At 30.0% G+C, this 25,981-nt stretch carries 32 protein-coding genes; 25 read left to right on the top strand and 7 right to left on the bottom strand.

Annotation, left to right across the window (positions count from 1 at the left end):
* Position 1 precedes the first annotated feature (1 nt).
* Positions 2 to 1,135: an NAD-binding protein gene (locus ACI389_RS03480; RefSeq protein WP_439780164.1), complete on the bottom strand. Its 1,134-nt coding sequence runs from the start codon at positions 1,133 to 1,135 to the stop codon at positions 2 to 4.
* A gap of 75 nt (positions 1,136 to 1,210) precedes the next feature.
* On the opposite strand from ACI389_RS03480, the gene ACI389_RS03475 reads away from it, so the two are divergent.
* Positions 1,211 to 2,752, top strand: coding sequence for an NAD(P)H-hydrate dehydratase (locus tag ACI389_RS03475; protein WP_439780163.1), 1,542 nt, complete (start codon positions 1,211 to 1,213; stop codon positions 2,750 to 2,752).
* The gene (sfsA, locus tag ACI389_RS03470; protein WP_439780162.1) at positions 2,739 to 3,455 is read left to right on the top strand and encodes a DNA/RNA nuclease SfsA; all 717 of its coding nucleotides are present in this window, start codon (positions 2,739 to 2,741) and stop codon (positions 3,453 to 3,455) included. Before ACI389_RS03475 ends, sfsA begins: the two co-directional genes overlap by 14 nt.
* On the opposite strand, the gene ACI389_RS03465 is transcribed toward sfsA, so the two are convergent.
* From ACI389_RS03465 to ACI389_RS03455, 3 genes are all read right to left on the bottom strand, one after another.
* Entirely contained in the window at positions 3,402 to 4,127 is a 726-nt protein-coding gene (locus ACI389_RS03465; RefSeq protein ID WP_439780161.1) for an NAD-dependent protein deacylase, read from the bottom strand. The two genes, sfsA and ACI389_RS03465, sit on opposite strands and share 54 nt — an antisense overlap.
* 66 nt (positions 4,128 to 4,193) lie before the next feature.
* Complete coding sequence (locus tag ACI389_RS03460) at positions 4,194 to 5,372, bottom strand: argininosuccinate synthase (protein WP_439780160.1); 1,179 nt, start codon at positions 5,370 to 5,372, stop codon at positions 4,194 to 4,196.
* 91 nt (positions 5,373 to 5,463) lie between these two features.
* Entirely contained in the window at positions 5,464 to 7,386 is a 1,923-nt protein-coding gene (locus tag ACI389_RS03455; protein WP_439780159.1) for an IGHMBP2 family helicase, read from the bottom strand.
* A gap of 44 nt (positions 7,387 to 7,430) precedes the next feature.
* Between ACI389_RS03455 and ACI389_RS03450 the strand changes: the two genes are divergently transcribed.
* The 19 genes from ACI389_RS03450 to ACI389_RS03360 all read left to right on the top strand — a co-directional run bounded on the left by ACI389_RS03450 (position 7,431) and on the right by ACI389_RS03360 (position 19,092).
* Positions 7,431 to 8,171, top strand: a complete 741-nt coding sequence (locus ACI389_RS03450) for a deacylase (RefSeq protein ID WP_439780158.1) — start codon at positions 7,431 to 7,433, stop codon at positions 8,169 to 8,171.
* A gap of 72 nt (positions 8,172 to 8,243) precedes the next feature.
* A complete protein-coding gene (locus ACI389_RS03445; protein WP_439780157.1) occupies positions 8,244 to 8,948 on the top strand; it encodes a metal-dependent hydrolase in 705 nt (234 codons plus the stop codon).
* A gap of 274 nt (positions 8,949 to 9,222) precedes the next feature.
* Positions 9,223 to 9,537: a Na+/H+ antiporter subunit E gene (locus ACI389_RS03440; protein ID WP_439780156.1), complete on the top strand. Its 315-nt coding sequence runs from the start codon at positions 9,223 to 9,225 to the stop codon at positions 9,535 to 9,537.
* Between the two features lie 44 nt (positions 9,538 to 9,581).
* Positions 9,582 to 9,848 carry a hypothetical protein gene (locus ACI389_RS03435; RefSeq protein WP_439780155.1) on the top strand — a complete coding sequence of 89 codons (267 nt, stop codon included), beginning with the start codon at positions 9,582 to 9,584 and terminating at the stop codon, positions 9,846 to 9,848.
* Entirely contained in the window at positions 9,845 to 10,267 is a 423-nt protein-coding gene (locus ACI389_RS03430; protein ID WP_439780154.1) for a cation:proton antiporter, read from the top strand. Before ACI389_RS03435 ends, ACI389_RS03430 begins: the two co-directional genes overlap by 4 nt.
* Before the next feature lies 1 nt (position 10,268).
* Entirely contained in the window at positions 10,269 to 10,502 is a 234-nt protein-coding gene (locus ACI389_RS03425) for a DUF4040 domain-containing protein (protein WP_439780153.1), read from the top strand.
* Positions 10,502 to 10,888, top strand: coding sequence for a cation:proton antiporter subunit C (locus ACI389_RS03420; RefSeq protein WP_439780152.1), 387 nt, complete (start codon positions 10,502 to 10,504; stop codon positions 10,886 to 10,888). The genes ACI389_RS03425 and ACI389_RS03420 overlap by 1 nt, the downstream gene beginning before the upstream one ends.
* Complete coding sequence (ehbF, locus tag ACI389_RS03415; protein ID WP_439780151.1) at positions 10,881 to 12,335, top strand: energy conserving hydrogenase EhbF; 1,455 nt, start codon at positions 10,881 to 10,883, stop codon at positions 12,333 to 12,335. Before ACI389_RS03420 ends, ehbF begins: the two co-directional genes overlap by 8 nt.
* On the top strand, positions 12,332 to 12,667 hold the full coding sequence (locus ACI389_RS03410) for a hydrogenase (protein ID WP_439780150.1): 336 nt from the start codon (positions 12,332 to 12,334) through the stop codon (positions 12,665 to 12,667). The genes ehbF and ACI389_RS03410 overlap by 4 nt, the downstream gene beginning before the upstream one ends.
* The gene (locus ACI389_RS03405; protein WP_439780149.1) at positions 12,660 to 12,941 is read left to right on the top strand and encodes an EhbH; all 282 of its coding nucleotides are present in this window, start codon (positions 12,660 to 12,662) and stop codon (positions 12,939 to 12,941) included. The genes ACI389_RS03410 and ACI389_RS03405 overlap by 8 nt, the downstream gene beginning before the upstream one ends.
* Positions 12,938 to 13,414, top strand: a complete 477-nt coding sequence (locus ACI389_RS03400) for an MnhB domain-containing protein (protein WP_439780148.1) — start codon at positions 12,938 to 12,940, stop codon at positions 13,412 to 13,414. Before ACI389_RS03405 ends, ACI389_RS03400 begins: the two co-directional genes overlap by 4 nt.
* Complete coding sequence (locus tag ACI389_RS03395; protein ID WP_439780147.1) at positions 13,411 to 13,662, top strand: energy-converting hydrogenase B subunit J; 252 nt, start codon at positions 13,411 to 13,413, stop codon at positions 13,660 to 13,662. The genes ACI389_RS03400 and ACI389_RS03395 overlap by 4 nt, the downstream gene beginning before the upstream one ends.
* Positions 13,663 to 13,674: 12 nt before the next feature.
* A complete protein-coding gene (locus tag ACI389_RS03390) occupies positions 13,675 to 15,084 on the top strand; it encodes a 4Fe-4S binding protein (protein WP_439780146.1) in 1,410 nt (469 codons plus the stop codon).
* Entirely contained in the window at positions 15,081 to 15,572 is a 492-nt protein-coding gene (locus tag ACI389_RS03385) for a 4Fe-4S binding protein (RefSeq protein WP_439780145.1), read from the top strand. Before ACI389_RS03390 ends, ACI389_RS03385 begins: the two co-directional genes overlap by 4 nt.
* Complete coding sequence (locus ACI389_RS03380) at positions 15,573 to 16,019, top strand: NADH-quinone oxidoreductase subunit B family protein (protein WP_439780144.1); 447 nt, start codon at positions 15,573 to 15,575, stop codon at positions 16,017 to 16,019.
* Positions 16,020 to 16,031: 12 nt separating this feature from the next.
* On the top strand, positions 16,032 to 17,162 hold the full coding sequence (locus ACI389_RS03375; RefSeq protein WP_439780143.1) for a hydrogenase large subunit: 1,131 nt from the start codon (positions 16,032 to 16,034) through the stop codon (positions 17,160 to 17,162).
* Between the two features lie 3 nt (positions 17,163 to 17,165).
* Complete coding sequence (locus ACI389_RS03370; RefSeq protein ID WP_439780142.1) at positions 17,166 to 18,164, top strand: respiratory chain complex I subunit 1 family protein; 999 nt, start codon at positions 17,166 to 17,168, stop codon at positions 18,162 to 18,164.
* 12 nt (positions 18,165 to 18,176) lie between these two features.
* On the top strand, positions 18,177 to 18,440 hold the full coding sequence (locus ACI389_RS03365; RefSeq protein WP_439780141.1) for an energy-converting hydrogenase B subunit P: 264 nt from the start codon (positions 18,177 to 18,179) through the stop codon (positions 18,438 to 18,440).
* A complete protein-coding gene (locus ACI389_RS03360) occupies positions 18,433 to 19,092 on the top strand; it encodes a DUF5612 domain-containing protein (protein ID WP_439780140.1) in 660 nt (219 codons plus the stop codon). The genes ACI389_RS03365 and ACI389_RS03360 overlap by 8 nt, the downstream gene beginning before the upstream one ends.
* An 18-nt stretch (positions 19,093 to 19,110) precedes the next feature.
* Here ACI389_RS03360 and cas4 read toward each other — a convergent pair whose 3' ends face one another.
* The 3 genes from cas4 to ACI389_RS03345 all read right to left on the bottom strand — a co-directional run bounded on the left by cas4 (position 19,111) and on the right by ACI389_RS03345 (position 23,048).
* Positions 19,111 to 19,905 (bottom strand): CRISPR-associated protein Cas4, encoded by a 795-nt coding sequence (gene cas4 / locus ACI389_RS03355; RefSeq protein WP_439780139.1) that lies wholly within the window; start codon positions 19,903 to 19,905, stop codon positions 19,111 to 19,113.
* A gap of 242 nt (positions 19,906 to 20,147) precedes the next feature.
* Positions 20,148 to 21,635 carry a sodium-dependent transporter gene (locus tag ACI389_RS03350; protein ID WP_439780138.1) on the bottom strand — a complete coding sequence of 496 codons (1,488 nt, stop codon included), beginning with the start codon at positions 21,633 to 21,635 and terminating at the stop codon, positions 20,148 to 20,150.
* Positions 21,636 to 21,974: 339 nt separating this feature from the next.
* Positions 21,975 to 23,048 carry a DNA polymerase subunit beta gene (locus tag ACI389_RS03345; protein WP_439780137.1) on the bottom strand — a complete coding sequence of 358 codons (1,074 nt, stop codon included), beginning with the start codon at positions 23,046 to 23,048 and terminating at the stop codon, positions 21,975 to 21,977.
* 99 nt (positions 23,049 to 23,147) lie between these two features.
* On the opposite strand from ACI389_RS03345, the gene ACI389_RS03340 reads away from it, so the two are divergent.
* The 4 genes from ACI389_RS03340 (at position 23,148) to ACI389_RS03325 (ending at position 25,954) form a co-directional block, all read left to right on the top strand.
* On the top strand, positions 23,148 to 23,744 hold the full coding sequence (locus ACI389_RS03340; protein ID WP_439780136.1) for a DUF366 family protein: 597 nt from the start codon (positions 23,148 to 23,150) through the stop codon (positions 23,742 to 23,744).
* Positions 23,741 to 24,256, top strand: coding sequence for a 6-pyruvoyl trahydropterin synthase family protein (locus tag ACI389_RS03335; protein ID WP_439780135.1), 516 nt, complete (start codon positions 23,741 to 23,743; stop codon positions 24,254 to 24,256). The genes ACI389_RS03340 and ACI389_RS03335 overlap by 4 nt, the downstream gene beginning before the upstream one ends.
* The gene (locus tag ACI389_RS03330; protein WP_439780438.1) at positions 24,256 to 24,954 is read left to right on the top strand and encodes a 7-carboxy-7-deazaguanine synthase QueE; all 699 of its coding nucleotides are present in this window, start codon (positions 24,256 to 24,258) and stop codon (positions 24,952 to 24,954) included. Before ACI389_RS03335 ends, ACI389_RS03330 begins: the two co-directional genes overlap by 1 nt.
* 64 nt (positions 24,955 to 25,018) lie before the next feature.
* A complete protein-coding gene (locus ACI389_RS03325; RefSeq protein WP_439780134.1) occupies positions 25,019 to 25,954 on the top strand; it encodes a CBS domain-containing protein in 936 nt (311 codons plus the stop codon).
* Positions 25,955 to 25,981 lie beyond the last annotated feature (27 nt).

The following is a 25,981-nucleotide window of genomic DNA, read 5'->3' as shown; positions in this document are numbered from 1 at the left end:
TTTAATCTAAATCTTTTTTTCCAGTTATTTTAGCTATTTCTTCATTTGTTAGATTTATTCCAATTATGTCTTCTATTTCTTTTAAATCATCAATTAATTTTTCAAAAGTTTTTTTATCAGGTCCTAAAATTAAATGTGAATGAATATTACTTGTAGCTTTATATAAATTATGTAATGCTTCTTTTTGGTCATCATGTGTTTCTAAATAGTTTTGATAGCGTTTACCATCGGTAAGTTTTGTTACTCCTATATCACGTGTAAGTGGTGTTTCAACGCCGGGGATGTGGTAATCAATATTTTCTAAACTACATCCATATTTGTTAATAATTTTAAATTCATCATATAATTCATGAGGAGTATGATTCACTGTTATTCTTAAAAGATGAGGTTTTGTAGATTCGAAAAACATATCTTGTCCACCAATTATTTCAGGGCATACAACTTTATTTGCTCCTGCTTTCTTAAGACGGTTAATATTTTCTATTTTACTTGCTCTTGTAATTATCCAAGCATCTGAATTGCTTTCACGTATTGTTAATACAATAAATAAATTGTTTACATCATCTCCGGTACTTACAATTACACTATTACATTTTTCTCCGGCTAATTTTGCGATTAAATTATCTTCAATTGCATCTCTTTGGATGATGACTACGGAATCTTTTTCTTCAATGTTATTGAAAACTTCTTCATCTTTGTCAATTATAATTATATTTTGATTTCTTTTCATTAATTCGTCATATACTACTTGTCCAACTCTGCCAAATCCACAGATAATATAATAATCATCTAAGTCACTTATTTTTTTCATTTTCCTAGCTCCTTTTGAATATGCGCTCATTTTTTCTTGGAAACTTGTTAACATGATATTAAATACATAAGCAAGTAATGCAACACCTGAAAGAGCTAATGTTGTTGCAAAAATCTTTTGAATTCCAGTATGAGGAGTATAATCTCCATAACCTACTGTTGCCATTGTGATAATTGAATAATAAATGGAATCAATAAGATTTAGGTCCATTATAAAATAGGAACCAATAATTCCGTAAATAAATAATCCAATAATTAATATAAACCCTGTTGTCACATATCTTGTGGGTAATTTTGTCAAAATTCTAATTGTTATTTTTCTCATAAATTTGTTCCCATAAAATATTTAAGATAATTATATTTATGTTAAATAGTTATATTTTAATTTAAAGGTGATTTTTTGGATCCAATTGATATGATGGTTACTGAGTATAATTGTGAATATTTAGGTTTATCAAGATTATGTTTGATGGAGTCTGCAGGTAAATCTTTAGCAGAGGAAGTAGGTAAAATTGCAGTTTATACATTTTCTAAACCAGTTAAAGTTGTTATTTTTACAGGTTCTGGTGGAAATGGTGGAGATGGTTTTGTTGCAACAAGATACTTGTTAAACCGAGGATATGATGTTGATATTTATATGTTAAAGGATAACATTCATTCTAAAGATGCTAATATTAATCTTGAAATATTAAAAAATATGAAACCACGTTTGTCTCGCTTAAATATATTTAATTTAGAAACTTTGGATGATATTAATAATTGTGAAGTTGCTAAAAATGTGAATAATGATTTTATAATTCTTGATTGTATTTTAGGGACTGGAATTAAAGGAAAATTACAAACCAATATTAAAAGAGCTATTGAAGTAATTAATGAATCTAGTGGTGTTAAGATAAGTGTTGATGTTCCTTCAGGATTGGATCCTTTAACTGGTGAAGTGGATGATTTGGTAGTTATTCCAGATTATACGATTAGTTTTCATAAAATTAAGACGGGTGTAAGAAATGCTGATGAAGAGGTTGTTGGAGGTCTTGTAACAGCAGATATTGGCATTCCATTTGAAGCAGAATATTTTGTCAATTATGGTGACTTTTTAAGATTGAATAATAGAGATGATAATTCTCATAAGGGAAATAATGGTCGTTTACTCATTGTAGGGGGTTCTTCTGATTATTCTGGTGCTCCTGCAATTGCTGGAATGGCTGCAATTGGGGCAGGTGCTGATTTAGTTTATGTTGCTGCACCTGAAAAAGCTAGTGAAGCTATTAAAGTAACATCTCCAGATTTAATTGTTAAATCTCTTGAAGGGGATGAATTATCTTTGGATAATGCTGAAGACATAATTGAATTATCCAAAAATGTTGATGCAGTACTGTTAGGACCAGGATCAGGAATATCTGAGGATACTTCAAAGTTATTCAATTTACTTGCTATAAAAATTAAAAAACCATTAGTTTTAGATGCTGATGCTTTAAAACAGGTTGATTTGTCTTTAATTGAAAATCGTGAGGATATCATATTAACTCCACATATTTTTGAGTTTAAATCTTTTTTTAATGTTAATAACGATTTGAAATTGGATATTGATACATATGATTTTAAGAAAGTCGATGAAAATATCACTGAATTTCAGCAATTTTCTCGCCAAATTAAAGGATCTGTTATTGTTAAAGGGCAATATGATTTAATTTTATCTGGAAATAGATTCAAGATTAATAAAAGTGGTAATCCTGGAATGACTGTAGGTGGAACTGGTGATGCACTTTCAGGTATTGCAGGTAGTTTATTCGCTCAAAATTTAAATGCTTTTGATAGTGCAACACTAGCTGTCTTTATTAATGGTCTAGCAGGGGATAGGGCATTTGAAGAAAAGGGAAATGGATTTTCAGCTACTGATTTAGTATCTTTTATTGGTAATGTGATTAAAGATGGATTATGTTAAAGGAATTTTTAAGAATCGTCCAAATAGATTCATAGCAGAAGTGGAAGTGGATGGTAATTTAGAAATCGCTCATGTACCGAATACTGGGAGATGTAGAGAGCTCTTAATTGATGGTGTTGTAGTTTGGCTTAAACCATCTGATAATCCGAAAAGAAAAACTAAATTTTCACTCCACTTCGTAGAAAATAAAAATGTATTAGTATCAATTTACTCTCAACAAGCAAACAGTATTGTGTATAATGCTATTCTTGATGGTAAAATAAAAGAACTTTCTGATTATTCTATTCATCAAAGAGAAAAAACAGTTGATAATTCAAGAATAGATATATATCTTTCAGATGGAACTGAAGAATGTTATGTTGAAGTGAAAGGAGTAACATTAGTTGTGGATGGTGAAGCTAGATTTCCTGATGCGCCAACTGAAAGAGGTTCAAAACACTTAAATGAATTAATAAAACTTAAAAAAGAAGGAAAACGCAGTGTAGTATTTTTTTTAGTACAACATCCTGCGGGTAAATTCTTTAGACCGAACTGGGAAAATGATCAAATATTTTCCAAAACATTAAATGAGGCATATAATGCTGGTGTTGAAATTCTTGTCTATGGATGTGATAATCAATTAGATGGAATAACATTGATTCCAGAAGCTTTAGATTTTGATTTGAGAGAAAACATTTCCAATAGCATCGTTAATGACAAGTGATGAATGATTGTCGTATGGAGTTTCACTTTTATTAATTAAAACAAGATTTTTCCCGTTAAAATAATTTATAAGTCCTGCAGCAGGATATACAACAAGTGAAGTTCCTCCAATGATTAAGGTGTCTGCTTGTGATATATAATCAATTGAAAAATTTAAAACTGCATTATTTAGTGGTTCTCCATATAAAATAACATCAGGTTTTACAATGCCTCCACACTCACATTTAGGAATTCCATTACTTTTTAAAACATGGTTTAATCCATATTCCTTTCCACAAATTTGACAATAATTTCTATGAATATTTCCATGGAGTTCTAAAACGTTTTTGCTTCCAGCTTTTTGATGAAGTCCATCAATATTTTGTGTTATTATATCTTTTAATTTCCCAATTTTTTCTAGTTTGCTTAATGCAATGTGTGCAGGATTGGGTTCAGCATCTTCAAAAATAAGATTCTTTTTATAATAGTTGAAAAACTCTTCTGTGTGGTCTAAATAGTAATTATATGAAACAAGATTTTCTGGAGTGTCTCCATATTTTTTTAAACTTTTAAAAATTCCATTTTGAGATCTAAAATCAGGAATTCCACTTTCTGTTGATACTCCAGCTCCTTCGAAAAATACAATATTGTTGGAGGAATCAATAATTTTTTGTAATTGGTTAATTTTAGACATAATCTAAGATTTTAAAAAATGAGTGTTTTAGTAACTATAAAAAAATAAGGTAAGATAGCATTAAAGCTATCTTTTTAATTTTTGATAATTTGCAGCTTGAAGACCGTGGTATTTAATCATACCTTCAACTTCTCTTTGGTCAGTTTCTTTGTCTTCAAAAGTAATTTGTTCAATACTGTGTAAGCTGAATGGAGATTTTCTTACTAAAGGTTGGATAGAACCTTTGAAGAGTTTCATTACGACTTCTCCACTTACTCTTTCTTGCATTTTATCAAATGCTTGATCTAAGTCTTCTCTTAATGGTTCTTGCCAGAGAGCTCTGTAGACTAAATCAGCATAAAGTGTTGACATATATTCAGCAAATCTTAACTCATCAGTAGTTAAAACTAATTCTTCTAAAGCTTGGTGAGCTGCGATTAACAATTTTGCTCCAGGAACTTCATAGTTTTCCCTACTTTTAAGACCAATCATTCTGTTTTCAATAGTATCTACTCTTCCAATACCATTGTTTCCAGCAATTTCATTTGCTTTGTTAATAAGGTCGATTAAAGGCATCATTTCACCGTTAATTGCTACGGGAACACCTTCTTCGAATTCAATGGTCACTTTTTCAGGTTCATCATTTGAATCTTCCCAAGATTTAGTCCATTCGTAAATTTCTTCAGGCGGTTCGTTTGCAGGATCTTCTAAGAGGTCTCCTTCAATAGATCTTCCCCAAATGTTTTCATCAATACTGTAAAGTTTATCGGAACTTAATTCAATTCCTTTAGATGCAGCATATTCTTGTTCTTCAGTTCTGGTTAAGTTTAATTCTCTGATAGGAGCAATAATATCTAAATCAGACATTGCAAGGATTACTGCTTCAAATCTGAATTGATCATTTCCTTTTCCAGTACATCCATGTGCAATTGCAGTTGCTCCTTCTTTTTCAGCTATATCGATAATTTTTTGAGCAATAAGTGGTCTTGCAAGTGCAGTACTTAATGGATATCCTTCATATTCTGCATTTGCTTTAATTGCACGTGCGATATATTTATTAGCAAATTCTTCTTTTGCATCAATATTATAATGTTTTAATCCACCAATTTTAGAAGCCATGATTTTTGCTCTTTCCATTTCTTCTTCGCCTTGTCCAACATCTACACATGCAGTAATAACTTCTACATCATATTTTTCTTCTAATAATTTAACACAAACGGAGGTGTCTAATCCTCCACTGAATGCTAAGACAACTTTTTCAGTCATATTTAATCACCGTTATAATTTATAATGAGAATAAGTATTCATTTAATAATTATATTTTTAATAGTATTTATAATTTAAAAAACTTATTTTTTTAGGCATCAATTAGTAAGTTTTCACTTTCAACAAATTCGATAAGTCTTGTGTATGTTGGATTATTTTTTAATGTTTCTTTATTTCCAACGATTATCAGTTTTCGTTTAGCTCTTGTTATAGCAACATTTAACCTTCTTAAGTCTTTTAAAAATCCTATGTTGCCCATATCATTACTTCTAACAGTTGATATGATGATAATTTCTTTTTCTCTTCCTTGAAATCCGTCAACTGTCTTTACTTCAACTGGGGTTTTATTTTGTATTAATTTTACTTGATCAGCATATGGACTTATTATTCCAATATCTTCTTCATGGATTCCAGCGTTTAGATATTTTTTAGCAATATTAACTACAATTTCCGATTCTAATTGATTTATAAGTGATTTTGAATCTTTCAAATGTTTTTCTTCATTTTTATATACGTTTGATGTATTAATAAAAAGTAATGCTTCTTCATGGTTATTTGAACCAAGTAAATCGTCAACTTTTATCTCATTAACGCTTGAATCACTTTTCAATCCATTATTGTAAAATTCTCTATTTGGGAATTCCATAAGTAACTTGTTCATTCGATATTGGATATTTAATAACTGAGATTTATGAGGATAAAGTTTAATCAACTCTTCAAATAATGTTTTTTCTAAATCTTTGGATTTTGGACTTATGATTGTTGGAGGGAGTTGCTTGTGATCTCCAGCAAGTATGAATCTACGGGCTTTTGCTATTGGAATTAATATGCTTGGAATTGTTGCTTGTGATGCTTCATCAATAATCGCAACATCGAATTTGATTTTAACTATTGAATCAAGAGCAGCTGATGAGTTTGTTGTGAGAATAACATCACTGCATTCAATAATATCTCGAATCATTTTATTTTCTATTCCTTTTATATTCTCTTGCAATTCATTAATTTCTTGATTGTATTCAATCCACTGTGCCATGGATTTCATTTTTTCAGGAGTAATTCCTCGCCCACTTTTTCCTTTTGAAGCATTATGTAATATGTCATGGTCACTATATCCTCTGCGAAATTGTGGTGTTGGTTTTGTGTGAGTATTTCTTTTTTCTATTATTTTCTCGATTTTTTGGTGAACTTTTTTAATTTTTTTATTTAGTTCATGTTTTTCAACTTTATATGCTAAGGTCTGTGTGATATTATGTTTGGATACTCTTTGAGGATGGCCGAGTCTCGTCAGATTTAATTTTTTATTTTCCATTAATCTTTCTAGTATGTTGTCTACTGCAGCATTACTTTCAGCTGTAGCTAATACTTTGTGTTTTTGTCTGGTTTCTTGGGCGATTAATTCAACTAGTGTTCTTGTTTTTCCAGTTCCAAAGGGACCATGTATCAAAAAGAAGTTTTCACATGAGAGTGCATTTTCAATAGCTCTTTTTTGTGAATTATTAAGAAAATCATCAATATAATCAATATATGGTGTTTTTTTATTTTTCTTAGGGTTTCTATCAGTTAAAATATATTCTAGTGCATTTTTCCCTCTTAAACTTAAATGCCGTAAATTATCTTCCATTCTTTTGAAAGTCACATCATTTGCATATAAATCAATGCGGACTTTCTTTTTCATAGCCCATTTTGGGATTCTTTTATTGAATGCAACTTTAATAAATCGGGTTCCTTTTTCGGTAACTGTTCCTGTTAAATCGCTTCTAAGGGGATTATCAGTACTGATTAAAACCATGTCACCTACAGAGATTTCTGTTTCGATTTTTTCAGATCTCCCGAATTGAACAATTTTTAACCCTAATTCTGCACTGATAAATTTTCCTTTAACTTTATTTATGGTTCTACCTAATTTTTCTCGTTTTTTAGCAGACATTGTGCTGATTTCATGAGTCATTAACTCTATTTCAGCTTCTCTTTCATAGTTAACAAGTTTAATTAGTCTTTTAATATATTTCTTCAAATTAATCCCTATTTTTAAATAGGGGTTATTATGTATAATTAATTATGCATTTTAAAAAGCTGGATTTATTTGGAAATTTAGAAATGAGTTATATTTCAGATTTTTCTGGAGGTTACATTTCAAGAAATAAAAATATTTTAAAGCATTTGGAATTAACCCCTATTAATCTATTTATTTTAGAAGAATCTGTTTATGGCACACCGATTTTCAAAGTGGGGGATGGTAGAAAGAAAATAATGATTTTATCTGGAATTCATGGAAATGAATTGCCTCCTCAAATAGCTAATATGTATTTGATAAATTATTTGGCTAACAGAGAATTGAATTGTACTGTTTTTTTAATTCCATTTGCATCTCCAAAATCTTCTATGAATAATGAGAGAAATTTCAATTCAATTGATTTAAATAGGGCAGCTCATACTAAAAATTCAGTGAGTAATCTGATTGTGCAGGCTATTGAAAAGTTAAATATTTCTGCTGTTGGTGATTTTCATTCAACTTCTTTTAATTCTAATCCTGGGCGTGAGTCTGTTTTTTCATCAAAGGCTCCAACTTCTGAAAGTTTTTTAATTGCGAATTATATTTCACGAGATGTGGGTTCTGAAATGATTTCTTTTGATTTTGCAGGTGCTATGTATAAGGGTGCTGTTGAAGATGTTTGTAATTTAAAGGGGATTCCATCAATTACATGTGAAGTTTTATCTCCATTTGGTAATGTTGGTAAAGGAACTGTTAAACAATCTTTTAGTCAAATGAAAAGCTTTTTATCTTATTTTGGAATTTGATGTTACTTTTCAAATGCTCTTGGATTAATTACTTTTAATTATATTTAAATAATAATTATAAGGTGATTTAAGTTGTCGTCTTATAAAGAGCATTCTATATTTGCATTGTTACTTGCGTGCATGTTTTTTCACAGTCCTCTGTTAATTGCTTTAACAATAATTGGTGCAAATATTCCAGATTTTGATCATAAATTCAAAAAGGATAATGTATATAAGATGATTATCTTGGGATTAATAATGTTCATATCACTTTATATACTTAAATTGCCTTATTATATTGGTTTAATTGTAATATTTTTAGGTGTAACCTTTTATTTCTCTGAGCATCGTAGTTTCACTCATTCACTTTTTGGGATATTAATATTGGCTGCTGCAGTTAGCTTAATATTGATTTGGGGATTGCAGTTAATAACAACATTCACAATAGTAAATGAGCATTATATGATTTTGGCTGTATTAATTGTTTTATTAGGCTTTTTATTTTTAAATAAGAAGCTATTGATGATTTTTTTACCAATATTTTTTATTTGTTTGTTTATAGTTAAGGCAGGGGATTTCACTTATATAGAAATTGTTGTAAGTTTATTTTTGGGATTATTATCACATATTGTTCTAGATTCATTTACTTCATCTGGGATTAAATTATTTGCTCCTTTATCCTCAAAAAAGGTTTATAAAAGTTTTGGATTAATCATGATTTTTATTTTAGTAATTTTATCTATTATGTTTCATGCATCAGAATTATTTAAAATATTTGAAATGTATATTCAGTATTAATCTTTTATTTACCATGATATGATGGTGTTTTTATTTTTTGATATTCGTCCTTAAATTTAATTTAACTTAATATTATTGCTCTTTTTTTATTTTTAATATGATTTGGTTGCTTTTTTATTTTTTTTAAAAAATTATTACATGTGTTATTTATTTTCTATAACATTTCAAATAACAATACACAACATTTATAATAAATAATCATGATAATTAATATTGTATTATTAATAGTCAATTTTTGACTTTTTTTAATTATTAATGAAATGGAGCTTATTTAATGTTTTTAACTAGAATTGGTTATGGAATTATTTATTTCTTAGACCTTATTTATGAAATCATTAAATCAACATTTAATGTTGCATTTGATGGAATTATGAGAAGAAATATTGATCCTGTTGTTTTTGATATTGAAACAGTTTTAGAGAGACCTGTTTCACAGACAATATTAGCGAATAGTATTTCTTTAACTCCTGGTACTTTGGCTGTTGATTTAGACAGTGAAAATAACATTATCAAAGTAGCTACTATTTCTCCAAGAAAAAAAGAGGATGTTATTCCTTTTGAACCATATATAAAGAAAATGTTGGAATAAATTCGGTTTTAACATTTTATTATAAAATAATCGAGTGAGATAGTATGGATATATTATTTATTTCAAAATATATTGTGGTTATTGCATTAATGATAATGATGTTAGCTGCATTAAGAGCAAGTGCCTATAAATCCACATCTATGGGGCTTTTAGGAAGCTCAATTGTGGTAAATGCATTTGCAGTTGCATTATTGATTTTTGGTGGGTTATATAATCTTGAATTCTTTAGAGATATATCATTAGCTTTAATATTCTTTGGTTTTGTAGGTACTGTTGTATTTTCTGTAGTTTTGGGGGGTGATGATGAATGATAGAGTATGTTCAGTCAGTTCTTCTTATCATATCAGCTATTTTAACTATCATTTCTGCAATAGGCCTTATTAGTTTGGATAAAGATACAAAGAATGTTGTTTATGCAAGAATTCATATTGTAGGTGTTTTTGATATTGCATGTGTTATTGCAATGATTGCAATAGGTCAATATTTACTTGCTGGAATTTATTTTATTCTAATGCCATTTATAGCACACGTAGTAGGTAATGCTTATTGGAAAAAAGAAGATAGAGAAAATAATTTAGATTTACAAATTATGGAAGAAAATGTAGATGAAAACCATCCATTTTTACATCCTAAAGAAAAAATGCAAGCTTTAGAATTTGAGGACTCAGAAAAACTTAAAGTAGATGAAAGGTTTTCAGTGACTACATTAGAAATTGAAGAGGATGAGTAGGATGATAGAATTTATATTATGTTTAATAACAGTTTTAAGTGCCATTCTTGCTATTATCCAAAAAGACTTATTGAAAGCAGCAATTTTAACTGGATTTTCAGGTGGAGCTCTTGCAGTTCTTTTCCAAATATTATTAGCACCGGATGTTGCTTTAACTCAAGCTATTGTAGGTGCTGCAATTGTACCAGTATTTATTGCTTTAGCTGTTAAAAAAACTCAGAGGGTGGATAACTAATGGCACAAACTCAACTTGTGATATTATTGACTTCTGTTGCATTGATTATTGTAGGCCTTTATTCTGCAATTTTTATTGATAATATCATAAAAAAAATAATTGGTATTAGCTTCATTGAAGAGGGGGCTAATTTGTTCATTGTTGCTATTGGATATAAGGCAGGTGGTGTTGTACCTATTTTAATGCCAGGTATGGACACTTCATGGTTTGCTTCAAATGCAGCATATCCATTGTCTTTCGGTTTAGTACTTACCAGTATTGTAATTGGTGCAAGTACATTGGCGGTCATGTTATCTTTAGCAATGGTTCTTTACAAAAGATATGGTACGTTAAGTACTAGTGTAATGTTAGCAGATACATCAAAGCAGGAGGAATACGATGAATGAACTAATTCCTCTTATGGTTATTATTCCATTAATGGCTGCATTAATCATTAGTGCTTTTTCAAAATTCAATAAGGTTATTAAGATTTTTGCATTTGTTGTTGCAATTTGTCTTCCGTTGATTCCATTATTATCAAATTATGGTCTCCATTACTTTGGAGGATATGAACCAATATTGGATAATGTGACAAATGTTATGTATCATCCTGCGATTACATATTCATTTTCATTCTTACAACAAGTATTTATTGCAATGATAGGTATCTTAACATTTTTAGTTGTATTTATATATTTAACTAAATATAAGAAAGTTTCCGGACCTTATTTATTCTTGTTGTTCTTGGGTACTGCAGCTGTTACTGCAATATTTTTAACAGATGATATATTTCACATGTTTGTATTCTTCGAAATTTTAGCACTTGCACAAGTAGGTATAGTAGCAGCTTCATCAATTGATTACAGTTATGAAATGGCTTTGAAGTACATGATTTTAGGATCAATTGGAAGTCCAATAATGCTTTTAGGAATTGGATTTTTACTTGCATTAACTGGTAGTGTAAATATAACTGATATTGTTACTGCAGTCCATAGTGGATTAGTTAATATAAAATCTCCAGTATTTTTATTATCACTCGGATTAATATTCTTTGGCTGGTTATACGCATCTGGTTTACCACCATTCCATACTATAAAATCTGGAATTTATTCAAAAGCAGAACCTCATGGAGCAGCGTTACTTCAATCATTTACAGTTGCATCAATGATTTCAATTGTATTAATAATGTTTAGAATTTATTCAGTATTGCCAATATTTGAAGTTCTTATAGTATTCTTCTCTATCTTAGCTATGGTATTAGGTGTTTCACTTGCATTGACCCAGACAGACTTCAGAAGAATGATTGGATTTTTAGCTGTTGGAGAATTAGGTTTCATTGGTTTAGGTATTGGTCTTGGAACTAACTTTGCAATTACTGCTGGGCTTTTCCAAGCGTTAAATGAAATTATAATCACTGCATTATTATTTATTGGGTTTGGTGCAATAGTAGAAGCAACAGATGAAGTGGATACACGTAAACTTGGAGGTCTTTTAGCATATCATCCAAAAGTAAGTATTATGCTTTTAATTGGTGGTTTAGCTATGGCTGGTGTTCCACCATTAAGTGGTTTCCAGTCTAAATTAATGCTTGTTCAAGCTTCTTTGAGTTGCGGATTCCCAGAATTATCAATTTTGGCTATTATGGTAAGTATTGCTACATTCATGATATTTGTAAAAACATTTTATGCAATGTTTTTAAAACCAAAACCAGTTGAATTAGATGTTGGAAATAAAGAGGTTCCTCGTGCTATGGTATTTGCAATGGGAATATTATTGATATTAATTGTGTTCTTAGGTTTATTCCCAGATATTATTGTACACGGAATTTCTAACTTTGTAGGGGGAATATTATGAACTTATATGATAAAATATTTGATGTTGTAAAACAATTCAGAAAATTGTTTTCACCAGGTCCTGTAACTAATGTGGATGTTTCAGGTAGTATTTCAGCAGAAATATTTTTAATTGTCTCATTAATTCTAGCAACTTTACTATTAAGACATATAAGCATTTTACTTGCAGGATTATTGGCTTTAATTACAGCAATTATTTTAATTGTAAATATTCCACTTATTCCAAAGTTTAAAATTGAACAAGAGGATTCTCTAGATAAAATGCTATTTTATTCAATATTGACTCTTGCAATCATATGTGTAGTTATGTATTGGGGTGGTAATCTTGTCTAATCACACATCAGTCCGTAATTTAATCGTAGCAGTAATGACAGCAATATTTTCTGTTACTTTATTGGATGCTGTATTTCATTTAAGTAGCATGATTAATGCTGGTGTAAGTAATATTTATAATGTTTTAGGAACTCAAATAGCTCCAAACATGGTGACTGTTGTTATCTTTGACTTCAGAGCTTATGATACATTAGGTGAGTCAATTATATTGTTGACTGCTGCTTTAGTAGTTTTACTTGTATTTGGTAGAGGATTATTGGGGGATAAAGAATGAGTCAAGGTAGCATGATTTTAAAATTAATCTCATTACCTATTTCATTGATATTAATCTGTTTAGGTATAATGACTATTCTTGGAGGACATATAACTCCAGGTGGTGGTTTTCAAGGAGGTGCAATGATTGCAAGTGGAGTCATATTATCAATTCTTGTATATGGGTTAGGTAATTCTCCATTAGAATTTTCACATGCATATATTGAAGTTTTTGAGTCTATTGGTGCATTAGGATTTATCATTTTTGGATTAATAGGATTATTTGTAGGAGGATTTTTCTTATACAACGTAGGTACAGATTTATTAAATATTGTACCTTCTACAATTCAAAATGTGTTCCATTATCCTGATGTTACTAATGCTGGAATCATTCCATATCTCAATATATTTGTTGGATTGAAAGTATTTGTAGGTTTATCTGCAATTGTTATTGCATTTGTTGGATTTAAAAAAATTAATGAGGAGAGTGAATGATGTTAAGTTTAGGACCAATAATATTTGGGATAATATTTGGTGTAATTATCGGATCTCAAATCAAGCTTAATCGTTGTGATTCTGAGTTTACTTTAGCATCATTTGTAATAATAATTATTGCAGGAATCATTGTAGCATGGCAATCTGGAAATTATCCATTTTATACAGATTTACCAATTTCAACAGCTTTTGTATCTGCTTTAATAGGAATTTTTGTAGGCAAACTACTATTTGCAAGGAGTAAATAAGGAGTTTTTATAATGTTTTTAACAACTAATAAATGTGAAGGAAATAGGGATTGTATTAATCAATGTCCTACAAAATCTATTAGATTTATCAATGGAAAGGCATTTAGTTGTCTTACTTGCGGAATATGTTATGAAAACTGTCCAAATGATGCAATATTCCAGAATAGTTACGGTGGTTATGTTGTAGACAGGGCAAAATGTAATGGATGTGGAATGTGCATGTACAATTGTCCTATAGACAATATCACTATTGAAGATGGAGTTGTATATGGTATCTGTTCTCGTTGTGGTGTTTGTCAGGAAGTTTGTTCAAACCGTGTCGATGGATATGAACTTGAAAAGGATAAACAATTAAATTTAATTAGATCATTAAAAATTCTCAATCCTCCATTAAATAATGTTCCACACAAAAAAGAAAGTAAAACTAAGGTAGTCACAAGAGGTTACTTTGGAACTGATGTGGATAATTGTGTTTTATGTGGAAGGTGTCAAGAATATTGTCCTACTGGGGCTATTCATGTTAAAATTGACAGGGATGAGGGAATTTGCAGTGGATGTGGATTATGTGAGGATGTTTGTCCTAATGATTCAATGAATAAACATCAAATTGTTAATAAAACATCTTGTACACTTTGTCTTAACTGTATGAAATCTTGTCCTCATAATGCAATTTCTATTGAGGATTCTGAAATTGTTGTCAATAAATTGAATCAAAAACCTAATGGTTCGATTATTTCATGTTTAAATTGTGGATTATGCGCTGATTTATGTGAAAATGAATCAATTAGACGTGTGGACAATAATAAATTAAGATATGATCCAACAGTAGATGTAGAAAATTCAAATCATGAAACAATTATTAATCATTGTCCAATTCATACATTAGTTGAAGATGATGAAATGTTCATTTATGATGAATCTAATGAAGAGGAATTACCTACATTGTCAGGATTCTGTGTATCTTGTGGAAAATGTTTCCAAGTTTGTAATGATAATGCTCGCCAATTCATGACTTATTCATGGGATGGAAAAGTTTCACAAGATTGTATATCTTGTGGAATCTGTGTTGAGGTTTGTCAGGAGGAAGCAATTACACTTAACAGAGGAAGTATCTCTGTTGATTTAGATAAATGTATATTATGTGAAAATTGTGCAGTACATTGTCCTGTTGATGCAATTCCTAAATCTACAATTTATAAGAATGAAATTAAAGATGGATTCAATTTCATTGAACAAAAATTATGTATGCATTGTGGATTATGTTATAAAACTTGTTCATATGATGCAATTGAAAAAATTGATGGTAATTTCATTGTTAATGAAGAAAATTGTATATATTGTGGTGCATGTAAGAATGCATGTCCTGCAAGGGCATTTTTATTTGAAAGAAATTTTAAAGATTCAATGAGGGTATTTAAATGAGAAATTTAATTAGAATAGCTTTAGAAGGAGCATTTACTAACTTTAAAAGAATCTTTTTTGCAGCTGATAGAGTTACTGATATGGACATGAAAAAACAAATAGCAACTCTTTCCGTGGAAGTGGATGATAGAGTTGATGAAAGTGCATGTATTGGATGTTCTGGTTGTGCTAATGTATGTCCAACTAATGCAATTGAAATGAAACCATTAGCTCATCCTGTTAAATTAACTGAAGGTTGGATTAAAGATCAAGTGCCTGAAATTAACCTTGAAAGATGTGTTGTATGTTATTATTGTCATGATTTCTGTCCAATATTTTCACTTTATGGGCAAAAAGGAACTATTCATCCATCTTGTGTAGGTGATCAAGAAGTAAATGTTTCAGAATTCCTTGAACAACCATTTAAAATATCCGATGATAAGCTTAAATTTATTGCACAGTATTTGTCAGACAAAACAGTGTTAAAAAATAAAGAGGATGGTGATTAGATGGGAATTAAATCTTTTTCAAGAGCAAGAGCAATACATATCATGTTAGTTTATACTGGTGGATGTAATGGATGCGATATTGAAATAGTTAATACAGTATTATCACCAAGGTTTGATGCTGAACAATATAATGTATTTTTAACTTGGAATCCTCGTGAAGCTGATGTTTTAGTTGTAACTGGACCAGTTACACATTTAAATAGGAAACCATTAGAAGCAATTTATGATGCTATTCCTGATCCTAAATTAGTTGTAGCTGCTGGAAGTTGTGCTTTGATGGGTGGTGTTTATAAAAATTGTTTTGGAGATATTCCGTCAGAGGAAATTGAAGGACCTGTTGATAAGATTATACCTGTTGATGCAAAAATTCCTGGTTGTGCTGTAAGACCACAAGATGTCTTAGCTGGAGTTGTATCACTTTTACCTACATTATTAGATGCGGATTAGAGAGGGAGTTATATGGATGAAAAAGTACCAACAAATAATATTATTGAAACAGAAATTCCAATGGGTACAGTTCACCCTGCTGCATTGGAACCATATAGAGTAAGGTTTTTTGTTGAAGATGAGATAATTCAAGAAGCTGAAATTACTATTGGTGTTAATCATAGGGGAATAGAAAGAATCATGGAAGGTCTTCCTGTTCAAAAGGCAAATGCACTCACTGAAAAAATTTGTGGAATTTGTTCTAATTCACATGTATGGAATTCATGCAGAACTGCTGAAATTGGTTTAGGTATTGAAATTCCAAAGAGAGCTACTTATATTCGTGTGATTATGGGCGAACTTGAAAGATTGCATTCTCACTTTTTGTATTTAGCTCATGGTTGTGAAGTACTGGCTCATGAAACATTTTCAATGAGAGTGTTCTATTTAAGGGAAATTGTTATGGAATTGCTTGGAATGATTGGAGGAAACAGGGTCCAATATGGATGTTCTGTTTTAGGAGGAGTAAGACCTAGATGTGAATTAGATTCTAACAAATTACAAAGACTTAAAGATGATATGGATAAACTTGAAGAAGGTCTTTCAAATTTTGCAGATAGATTTGTCGCAGATCCAATTGTATTGTCAAGGATTACGGGTGTAGGAGTATTACCTCAAAAACAAGCAATTAAATTAGCTGTAACTGGACCATCTCTTAGAGCTACTGGTGTTGCAAGGGATTTGAGAACTACTATGTTTGAGTATGATGATTTTGATTATAATGTAGTAACACAACCTGATGGTGATGTAAAATCTAATTTATTGATGAGGGTTTTAGAATCATTTGAATCAATTAAAATTATAAGACAAGCTGTTGCAAATATTCCTGATGGTAAATTAGTTAACAATGATTGGGAAATGTTTGATACTGATGGTATTTCTGAAAGTTATATTGAAGTTCCAAGGGGAACATTATATCATTCTTATGCATTAGAAACAGGTAGAGTAAGACATTGTATCATTAGAACTCCTTCAATGGCAAATATTGGCGCAATGCAATATGCATGCATTGGTAATCATCTTACAGATGGTCAATTATGTATAGTACAGTGTGATCCATGCTTTACATGTACTGATAGAGCAATCGAGGTAATTAGGAGATAGATTATGTATTCAAATATAATTACTAATCCAATAGTTGCAGTAATTCTCACAGTGGTTGTTTGTTTTGTAATTTCAACATTGCTTCCAGGTATTGAAAGAAAATATGTTCATGCAAGAATTCAACAAAGGGTTGGACCATTGGTATTTTCTCCAGGAATTATGGCTCCACTTAAATTTTTATTTAAGGAAAATGTTGAAGTTTCATCTCCTGTTCCAAAATTATATAAGAGTTTACCAATAGTGTGTTTCATTGTGGTTTTATGTGTGTTAATTGCATTAACCCCTCAAGCTTATAAAATTCCAGCACTTGCAAGTTTAGTAGCTATTGTTGGATTTTTAAAGGTGGAAGAAATATGTTATGTATTGATGGGTGCATTATCAAAATCTGTAATGTCTGTTAGAATGCCTTTCCCTGATCGTGTAAAAGGAGCATCACATTTAAAAGCTCCGTTGTCTTTCATTGAAGATATAAGTGCAAAAAGGTCTTTAAGAATGATTACTTATGGATCTTTTCCATTGTATTTGGCATTGTTTGCTCCAGTAACTGCGGCTAGAAGTATTTTCTTAGAGGATATTGTTGCTTTCCAGCAGGTACATGGACCGTTTTTATTCACAGTATCTGGTGGAATTGCGGCTATTGTATTTTTCATAGGTTATATGATAATTTTAAATGAATATCCATTTTCAATTATTAAAGCTAAATCTGATGTTATTGAAGGACCATATATGGAATATGCAGCTAAATATAGATCTATTGTCTTTTTAACTAGAGGATTTTTCATGTTTGTACTTGGTGCTGTATTTTCAGTACTGTTCATCGGTGTTCCTCCAAGTATTTTTTCAGTAGGAATTCTTGTTAATATTGCTGTTGCTTTAATTTTTGTATTTATGATGGGTATTTTCTCAGCATTTGCACCAGTATTTACAAATAAGCAATTATTGCCAACAATCTTGGGAACAACATTACTTGGTATATTAGCTATCATACTTGGATTATTATAGGGGGAATTATTTATGAAATTTGTTATGAGACCATATCATATAATAAGTCTCGGAGGATACATTGTTGAATGGGATTTCCCTTATAGGGATCTTATTATTGTTAATAAAACTTCTGAGCCAATTAAAATTGAAATTCCAGTTTTTAATGAAGGATGGATTCAAGAACATAGAGAGTTGGGGCTTGATGTTATTCCAGTTACTGAAAATGATAATTATTTAAGCATGTGGAAAAGGGCACATGCTGAATTAGATAAAGTAAGGCCAAAAAATGAGTGATTATACATTAACTATTAAATCTGATGAGAAAAAAGGTGTATTGGATGATATTACTGATGTTATAACTGAATATGGTGCAAATATCAGTTATGTTCATCTTTTTGTTGAAAAAAACAACATGGGTTCTATTAATCTTGAACTTGAACATGTTGAAAACATTGATGATTTAATTGAAGATTTGAAAAAAATTGAAGAGATTAAATCAGTTGAGTTACACGGTTCACAATTGGATATTTATGGTAAACGTATAATTATTGTTGGTGGTGGAGCACAAGTATCTCAAGTGGCTATGGGTGCAATTACAGAAGCAGATAGGCATAATATACGTGGTGAACGTATAAGTATTGATACCATTCCATTAGTTGGTGAAAAATCATTAGCTGAAGCTATTGAAGCTATTTCCAGGCTTCCTCGTGTTGGAGCTTTAGTTTTGGCTGGTTCACTCATGGGTGGTGAAATCACTAATGCCGTTAAAAAAGTTAAGGAAGAAAGTAATTTGGTTGTGATTTCACTTAATATGCCGGGTAGCGTAACTAAATACGCTGATTTGATCATTACTGATCCTGTTCAGGCGGGTGTTTTAGCTGTAATGTCAATTGCAGACACTGCTGCATTTAATATTGAACGTTTAGATGGTAATATTCGTTTTTAAGTAAATAGGATATTATCATTATTGTTCCATACATATTTTTTCATATTCACATTTCATACATTTTTTGGAATTTTTATTGACTTTTGGAATTTTTTTATTTTCGATTATTTCTTTAACTTCTCGTATTACACTAAATAGTGACTTTCTAAGGTTAACGTCCATTACAACAGGTCGTCTATCACCAATTTTTTTATAATCAACAAAACCTACGTACACTTCAGTGTCGAATTCTTCTTCAAGAAGTATTGCATTTGCAACAAGTTCAATAGCGTCCTGGTCCCAAACGCCTTTTATTGGTGGATTTGAACTTTTAACGCATATTGGGTAATATTTTCCATCAATTATTTCTATTTTATCGCATATTCCAATTAATCCGAGTTGAGGATCCTTGATTAAATAGGAATAAATACAGTTTGGAAAGAACATTTCACTAATACTAAATCCATCTTTATCAAGTATTGTCATGGCTTTTTTGGATTTAATACTCAATGTTTTTATGTTAAAGTAGGTTTCATCGTTTATATCGTCAATTTGTTCTGGAGTAAGTTCCATATTTGAAGATTGTATGGATTCTGTTGTGTTTTTTATGTATTCGTAAATATTTTGGGATAATATTTTTTCAATTTCTTCTAAATCCATGGTTTTTTTGATTTTGCGGATATTTTTCTGCATCAGATCTTGAATATCGATTTTTAAGTTTTTAATTTCCAAGTAACAATTATTCTCGTTGTTTTCATCGATATCGACATGTGTTTTTAGGTATAAACTCATTGGGCAGTACATATGCACTTTTATTGAAGATATGTTAATCATATTTTTACCTCTTAAATTCGGTATAATTACTTAGAAAGTAGTAATATAAATAAATATGGCTTTTAAACTCTTAAATTTTATTAATGCCTATAAATATTATGTATATGTACAGTATACTTATTTTAAGTATTTTTTTTAATGATGTATTCAGGTTGTTGTCTGTTAAATAAGATTTGGTTGTTTGGTGGTGAATTGGATTAAAAATCCTAAAAAATAAAAAAAGGGAATAGCTAATTGGTTAGCTATTCATCTGATTCCACATTGTAGTAGTCTTTATTTTTTGCAGGTAATTTGGTGAATACTATTGGCAATATGATTAATGCTACGCTTAATATTCCCATAATGACCAAGCTTAAACTATCTGAGCTTGTGATTGTGGTGTAAGCTCCTTGAATCCATAAAACAGCAATACAAATAGGTAAAATAAATTTAATGACTGCTTTCCAGGTTTTACCTACTTTGATTCTTGAATTTTCATTTAAAGTTTCAATTAATTTATCGAAATCATAAATCCAACCGAAGATTATACATTCGATAAAGATTCCAAGTAATAATGCGAAGTTGTTTAAGAATGCATCGAATGCACTGAGTATTGTACTTCCAAGGCCGGTTGCAAAAATCATTGAAATTAGGAATCCTACAACACAAATCATTGTAACTGTTTTTTTACGTTCAATATCGAATTTTTCAGAAATTGCATATGTTGCTACTTCTAGAAGTGCAATTGTAGAGGTAATTCCTGCAAACAAGATACATATGAAGAATAATGGTCCTATAATTGATCCCATTGTTCCCATGGTGTTGAATACTTGTGGGAATACTACGAATGCAAGACCACTTCCTTCGGTTACTAATTCATTAAATGGAATTCCTGTTGACATTACCATAAATCCTAAAATTGAGAAAATTCCAATTGAATTGAATACTTCGAATGATGAATTTGAAAATGCTACTGTTATTGCACTGTCAACTAATTTTGATTTTTCTGGTAAGTAACTTGCATAAGTCATTGCAATTGCCATACCTAAACTAAGTGAGAATACAATTTGTCCAAATGCAGCTAACCATACATTTAAATCGGTTAGTGCACTCCAATCTGGAGTAAATATTTGTGTATATCCAATTGATGCTCCAGGTAAAGTCAATGAGAATATGACAATTATTACCACTATTAAACAAAGTACTGGTAATAAAATTTTACTTACTTTTCCAATTCCTTCATTTAAGTCCCTTTTTACAATAAGCCATACCATAAGCCAAATAGCAGCTACTGATGCAAGTACGATAGGAACAATTTGGAATATTCCATTTAGTGAGCTTGTTGATTGTAATATGTTGTTGGTAAAGAATGTATTTGGGTTTGCTCCCCATGCTTTTGTAAAACTTAAAACAACATAAATTAAATCCCATCCTACAACACAAATATAGTATGTTGTAATTAAAAATACGATTAATACGATGAACCATGCTATTGGTTCTAATTTTTTACTTATTGAGAACAGTATTCTACCGACAGATTTTTTAAATCGGAATCCAACTGCATATTCTACTAGTACAAAAGAAATTCCTAGTAAGAATAATGATATGATGTAAGGAATCATAAATGATCCTCCACCATTGGAATATAAAACATTTGGGAAACGCCAAATATTTCCAAGTCCAACAGCTGAACCAATCATAGCCATCATGAATGCAAAAGTACTTTCCCATTCTACCTTTTTTTCACTCATTTTATCACATTAAATAATAATAATGTTATTTGTATTTTGAAGTTTATAATTGATTTGAATTTTTTTTAAGTTATTTGTTCGATGTTGTTTAAAAATACTGAATAATTATTTTACTTTTTTTACTCTATTGAATTATTTTCAATTAAAACTCTAAAAGTTTTTAAAAAATTTGTAATAGGTTCATTATATCTTATTAATATTTTAAAAAAGAGTATTTTGTTTCTTTAAAATGTTAGATGTTGTAATTTTGGAGTAATTATTTACTTGAATTAAATAAAAAATAGCTTTTTGTTGGTGAGAATTTGTTTTAAAAAAGAGTTGGGAGTATAAACTCCCGATTTATGCAGGACTTTCTTTAAGTTTTAAGTATTCATCAATTGCTTCACGATTAGTTCCAACAACAATTCTGTAGTAGTCATCTTTTCCTTGAGTAATGACTTTTTCTACTTTACCTTTAGCTATTACGTGTTCTCCATCGATTACTTCACCAGCATAAGTGTGTGTAAATGAAACAACTTCTTTAATAGGTGCTTCAACACCATCTAATATTTTTAAGTTTTCAATAGTGTATAATGAAGGATTATCAAATGCACCAAGAGAACTTACAATATCACATTCGATTTTAGCAATTCCTTGAGGTTCATAAATAGTATCTCCCCAAGTTCCTTCAATTTCATCGTAATCTTTAGTAGCAAGAATATCAAATAAAGTTCCGTTAATTGTTCCTCTATTTGCTTTTCTATTTTCATACCATCTAAATTCTTCTTTAGTTAGACTTTCATCACTCATCCTTTTATTGTATACAAAATCCCAGTAATCATCTGTAATGCCTTCGACGGTGATATGTTTATCAATTTCTTCAATATAAACTTCTTTTCCTCTATATTCTTTAAAGGTAGCTATTGCTCTTCTGTGATTTTCAAGACCATATACTACAAAGTCTAAGTCTGAAACATTACTTTTTTGAAGACATGGTAAAATTGAACCTGAGATTCCTAAATGATCATAAGGAATATCTGCCATGAAATGGAAAAAATCAGCAACATCCATTAATTTTGCAATGAGTTCTGGATTTTTAACTTCTTCACCATTATCGAAAGCCTCTTTAATCTCTGAAAGTCTTTTTTCAGGTTTAATTATCCTTTCAACTTTTTCCAGTGGTACTCCCATCATTTCAACATTTGTAACGTTACAGAAGTATAAATAATCAGGGTGGTTTTCCCTTAAGTATTCGTAAGCTTCTACGGAGCCTACTTTCCTGTATCTTTTACCATCTTTTTGCCTATCTCCTTCGGGATCGGGGATATATCTTAAAAATGATATTACTCTGTCTTTTGGATGAATATAATTTGTTGATGCGAAATATAAATCGTCACTTGTGTAAATAAAATCTCTTGTTCTTACTTGTTCCATTTTTATTATCTCCTAATTAAATTATTTTATAGCACATCTTTAAATTAATTTTTCATTTAATCTTAATATTTATATAAAAATATAATCTTAAATTAGTTCATGTCTATTATTCACAAACATATCGATGAAATATTTGAATATGATGGAAGCCAAATTAATCCGTCTTGGGCTTTTCAAGAGTTTGGAATTTATGGATCATCAATTATAAGTTGGATTGGTCCAGTTAATATTACTCCAGATAACTTAAAGGACTTTGCTGATGTGGGATTGGAGATAAAATCTAATTATATGGTTAATTTCATCTGTGAATTCTTCGATCAACAACCACCGAATATGAGGATTGCTTATTTAAGACAAAGACTTCTTGTAATGATTTTTAGGGAAATTCTTACTGAATATGGAATTGAAACTAAAAGAGAAGGTGATGATATTTTTGTAGATGGTGGGAAGTTATCTATTTCAATAGCTAGTATTTCCTTAAGTTCTGCAAAAATACATTTTGCACTTAACTTGGAGGATAAAGGAACTCCAGATGATGTTGATACAATTGGTTTATTTGACATTGAAGATGAAAATGGAACTCAAATTTTTAATGATGATAATTTATTAGATTTGATTAATGAAATCGCATACAGATTTATTGATGAGTTAGAAACAATTGAAAAAGATATAAGTAAAACAAAGGTGTTAGGATGAAAATTTTAGTTAATGGTATTCAATCAAATTTAAGATTCTCATCTGCTCATGTAATTCCGGGTCATGAATCCTGTGGTTTTATTCATGGTCACTCTTACTTTGTAGATGTTGAAATTGAAGGTGAAAGAGCGGGAAAATTTGAATTTGTAGTTGATTTTAAGGATGTAAAAGGTTTTACAAAAACAATTTGTAATGAACTTGATCACAGATTATTGATTCCAGTTTTCAATGATTTAATTGAGTTTAAAGATTTCGATAAGGAAAATGATTCAATTGAAGATTTAAAAGAAAACAAATCTGTTCATTTTAAAATTGATGGTAAAGGATATTCAATTCCTTCTGTGGACTGTGTATTGTTGCCTTTGCCATACACTTCTGCTGAAGAGTTATCAAAATACTTTGCTGAGAATTTAGCAGAAAAATTATCAGAGTCTTATAATAACTTAAAATATGTTGCAGTTTGTGTTAATGAGGGTATTGGTCAAGGTGCAGAATATAGGAAAGATTTATGATGAAAGCTCCAATTATAGAAATATTTTCAAGTTTTCAAGGTGAGGGTCTTTTAATTGGTGAAAGGCAAATTTTCGTTAGATTTGCAGGTTGTAATCTAAATTGTAATTATTGCGATACTAATGATAGTAAATCTGAAAAATCAGGAAAATTAATGACACCTGAAGAAGTTTGTGAGAAAATTAATAAAATTTTAACTCCTGATTGTAAGACAATTTCATTTACTGGTGGGGAACCTAGTTTATATCCTGAATTTATTTCTGAGGTCAGCAGGAATTTTAATTTAAATATAATGCTTGAAACAAATGGTACTTTACCAGATAATATTGATTCAATTGAGAAATTGGACATTGTTTCGTTAGATATTAAATTACCTGAACATTTTGACAATGATTTTAATGAGGATATTTTATTGAATGAAATCAAATCACTAAATTTATTAATAGCTAAGTGCATAATGGTATATTGTAAAATAGTCATATTGCCTTCAACGAAAATAGAATCATTTAGAGAGGTAGTTGAAAAATTATCAGAAAATATCTCAAACAAAAGCAGCCTTAAAATAATTATCCAACCATCAAGTCCGCTAAATGACTGGAAAGATATTAATTCTAGATTATTTGAGTATTCTGAAGTTGTTGGACAATATTTTGATGTTTCCACCATTCCTCAAATTCATAAGATTTTGAACATTGAGTGAATTTGTTTTTGATATTTTGATTTTATTTTTTTTTGATGTGTGATTTGATAATAGAGGTGTATAAATGAAAGATAAAACATCCATTAATAGAAAATCAAATACTGGTGCAGTTGAACATGTGACTAAAGTTCATGATAAGGAGGGAGACATAATGGCTATTGCAACTAAAGATGTTATTTCCATTCCTCCTACCAAATCTATTAAGGACACTGCTAAGGTAATGATGCAACATGAGTTTAGGAGATTACCAATTACCGACCCAGGTTCTGGTAAATTATTAGGTATTGTAACTGTAATGGATATATTAGATTTCTTTGGTGGAGGAAAAAAATTTAACATTATTGAGAATAAATACGAAGATAACTTTTTAGCAGCAATTAATGAACCTGTTAAAGAAATTATGTCTCGTGATTTAATTACATTATCTACAAAAGCCTCAATTGGAGAAACTATTGGAACAATGTTGGATAATCAACTAGGAGCTATCCCTCTTGTTGATGAGAATGGAAAACTTGTGGGAATAGTAACTGAAAGGGATATTGCATTATCTTTAGCTGGTATGGCAGGTAAAGAAACTGTACATGAATACATGAGTCCTAAAGTATTTACTACTACTCCAGGTACACCATTAGAAAGTGCATGTAAAATCATGGTTAGGAATGGTTTAAGAAGAATTCCAATTGTTGGTGGTGAAGCGGACATTTCTAATGCAAATAAAAAATTATTAGGTATTTTAACATCAACAGATGTTATCAGATTTTTAAATGCAAAAGAATTATTTGATAATTTAAACTCAAATTTAGCTACTGATGTTTTAAAAACTACTGTATCAGAAATCATGGTTAAAGATCCAATTACAGTAGACCAAAAAATGACTATTGGTAATTTATGTGAGTTATTTGCGGAAAAAAACATTGGTGGTGTGCCAATTATTAAAGATGATACAATTGTAGGTATTATCACAGAAAGAGATATTTTAAACTCAGTTAGAAGAGTATAAATAATTATATAGATTAAGGGGATGATA

It is taken from the genome of Methanobrevibacter sp., from assembly GCF_051877095.1.
GTDB lineage: Archaea > Methanobacteriota > Methanobacteria > Methanobacteriales > Methanobacteriaceae > Methanocatella.
This window is presented reverse-complemented; position numbering and strand designations above follow the sequence as displayed.

Coding starts and splice junctions, on each gene's coding strand:
- ACI389_RS03480 (WP_439780164.1), bottom strand. CDS start 1,135: ATGAGAAAAATAACAATTAGAATTTTGACAAAATTACCCACAAGATAT.
- sfsA (WP_439780162.1), top strand. CDS start 2,739: ATGGATTATGTTAAAGGAATTTTTAAGAATCGTCCAAATAGATTCATA.
- ACI389_RS03465 (WP_439780161.1), bottom strand. CDS start 4,127: ATGTCTAAAATTAACCAATTACAAAAAATTATTGATTCCTCCAACAAT.
- ACI389_RS03460 (WP_439780160.1), bottom strand. CDS start 5,372: ATGACTGAAAAAGTTGTCTTAGCATTCAGTGGAGGATTAGACACCTCC.
- ACI389_RS03450 (WP_439780158.1), top strand. CDS start 7,431: ATGCATTTTAAAAAGCTGGATTTATTTGGAAATTTAGAAATGAGTTAT.
- ACI389_RS03440 (WP_439780156.1), top strand. CDS start 9,223: ATGTTTTTAACTAGAATTGGTTATGGAATTATTTATTTCTTAGACCTT.
- ACI389_RS03435 (WP_439780155.1), top strand. CDS start 9,582: ATGGATATATTATTTATTTCAAAATATATTGTGGTTATTGCATTAATG.
- ACI389_RS03430 (WP_439780154.1), top strand. CDS start 9,845: ATGATAGAGTATGTTCAGTCAGTTCTTCTTATCATATCAGCTATTTTA.
- ACI389_RS03425 (WP_439780153.1), top strand. CDS start 10,269: ATGATAGAATTTATATTATGTTTAATAACAGTTTTAAGTGCCATTCTT.
- ACI389_RS03420 (WP_439780152.1), top strand. CDS start 10,502: ATGGCACAAACTCAACTTGTGATATTATTGACTTCTGTTGCATTGATT.
- ehbF (WP_439780151.1), top strand. CDS start 10,881: ATGAATGAACTAATTCCTCTTATGGTTATTATTCCATTAATGGCTGCA.
- ACI389_RS03410 (WP_439780150.1), top strand. CDS start 12,332: ATGAACTTATATGATAAAATATTTGATGTTGTAAAACAATTCAGAAAA.
- ACI389_RS03400 (WP_439780148.1), top strand. CDS start 12,938: ATGAGTCAAGGTAGCATGATTTTAAAATTAATCTCATTACCTATTTCA.
- ACI389_RS03395 (WP_439780147.1), top strand. CDS start 13,411: ATGATGTTAAGTTTAGGACCAATAATATTTGGGATAATATTTGGTGTA.
- ACI389_RS03390 (WP_439780146.1), top strand. CDS start 13,675: ATGTTTTTAACAACTAATAAATGTGAAGGAAATAGGGATTGTATTAAT.
- ACI389_RS03385 (WP_439780145.1), top strand. CDS start 15,081: ATGAGAAATTTAATTAGAATAGCTTTAGAAGGAGCATTTACTAACTTT.
- ACI389_RS03380 (WP_439780144.1), top strand. CDS start 15,573: ATGGGAATTAAATCTTTTTCAAGAGCAAGAGCAATACATATCATGTTA.
- ACI389_RS03375 (WP_439780143.1), top strand. CDS start 16,032: ATGGATGAAAAAGTACCAACAAATAATATTATTGAAACAGAAATTCCA.
- ACI389_RS03370 (WP_439780142.1), top strand. CDS start 17,166: ATGTATTCAAATATAATTACTAATCCAATAGTTGCAGTAATTCTCACA.
- ACI389_RS03365 (WP_439780141.1), top strand. CDS start 18,177: ATGAAATTTGTTATGAGACCATATCATATAATAAGTCTCGGAGGATAC.
- ACI389_RS03360 (WP_439780140.1), top strand. CDS start 18,433: ATGAGTGATTATACATTAACTATTAAATCTGATGAGAAAAAAGGTGTA.
- cas4 (WP_439780139.1), bottom strand. CDS start 19,905: ATGATTAACATATCTTCAATAAAAGTGCATATGTACTGCCCAATGAGT.
- ACI389_RS03350 (WP_439780138.1), bottom strand. CDS start 21,635: ATGAGTGAAAAAAAGGTAGAATGGGAAAGTACTTTTGCATTCATGATG.
- ACI389_RS03345 (WP_439780137.1), bottom strand. CDS start 23,048: ATGGAACAAGTAAGAACAAGAGATTTTATTTACACAAGTGACGATTTA.
- ACI389_RS03340 (WP_439780136.1), top strand. CDS start 23,148: ATGTCTATTATTCACAAACATATCGATGAAATATTTGAATATGATGGA.
- ACI389_RS03335 (WP_439780135.1), top strand. CDS start 23,741: ATGAAAATTTTAGTTAATGGTATTCAATCAAATTTAAGATTCTCATCT.
- ACI389_RS03330 (WP_439780438.1), top strand. CDS start 24,256: ATGAAAGCTCCAATTATAGAAATATTTTCAAGTTTTCAAGGTGAGGGT.
- ACI389_RS03325 (WP_439780134.1), top strand. CDS start 25,019: ATGAAAGATAAAACATCCATTAATAGAAAATCAAATACTGGTGCAGTT.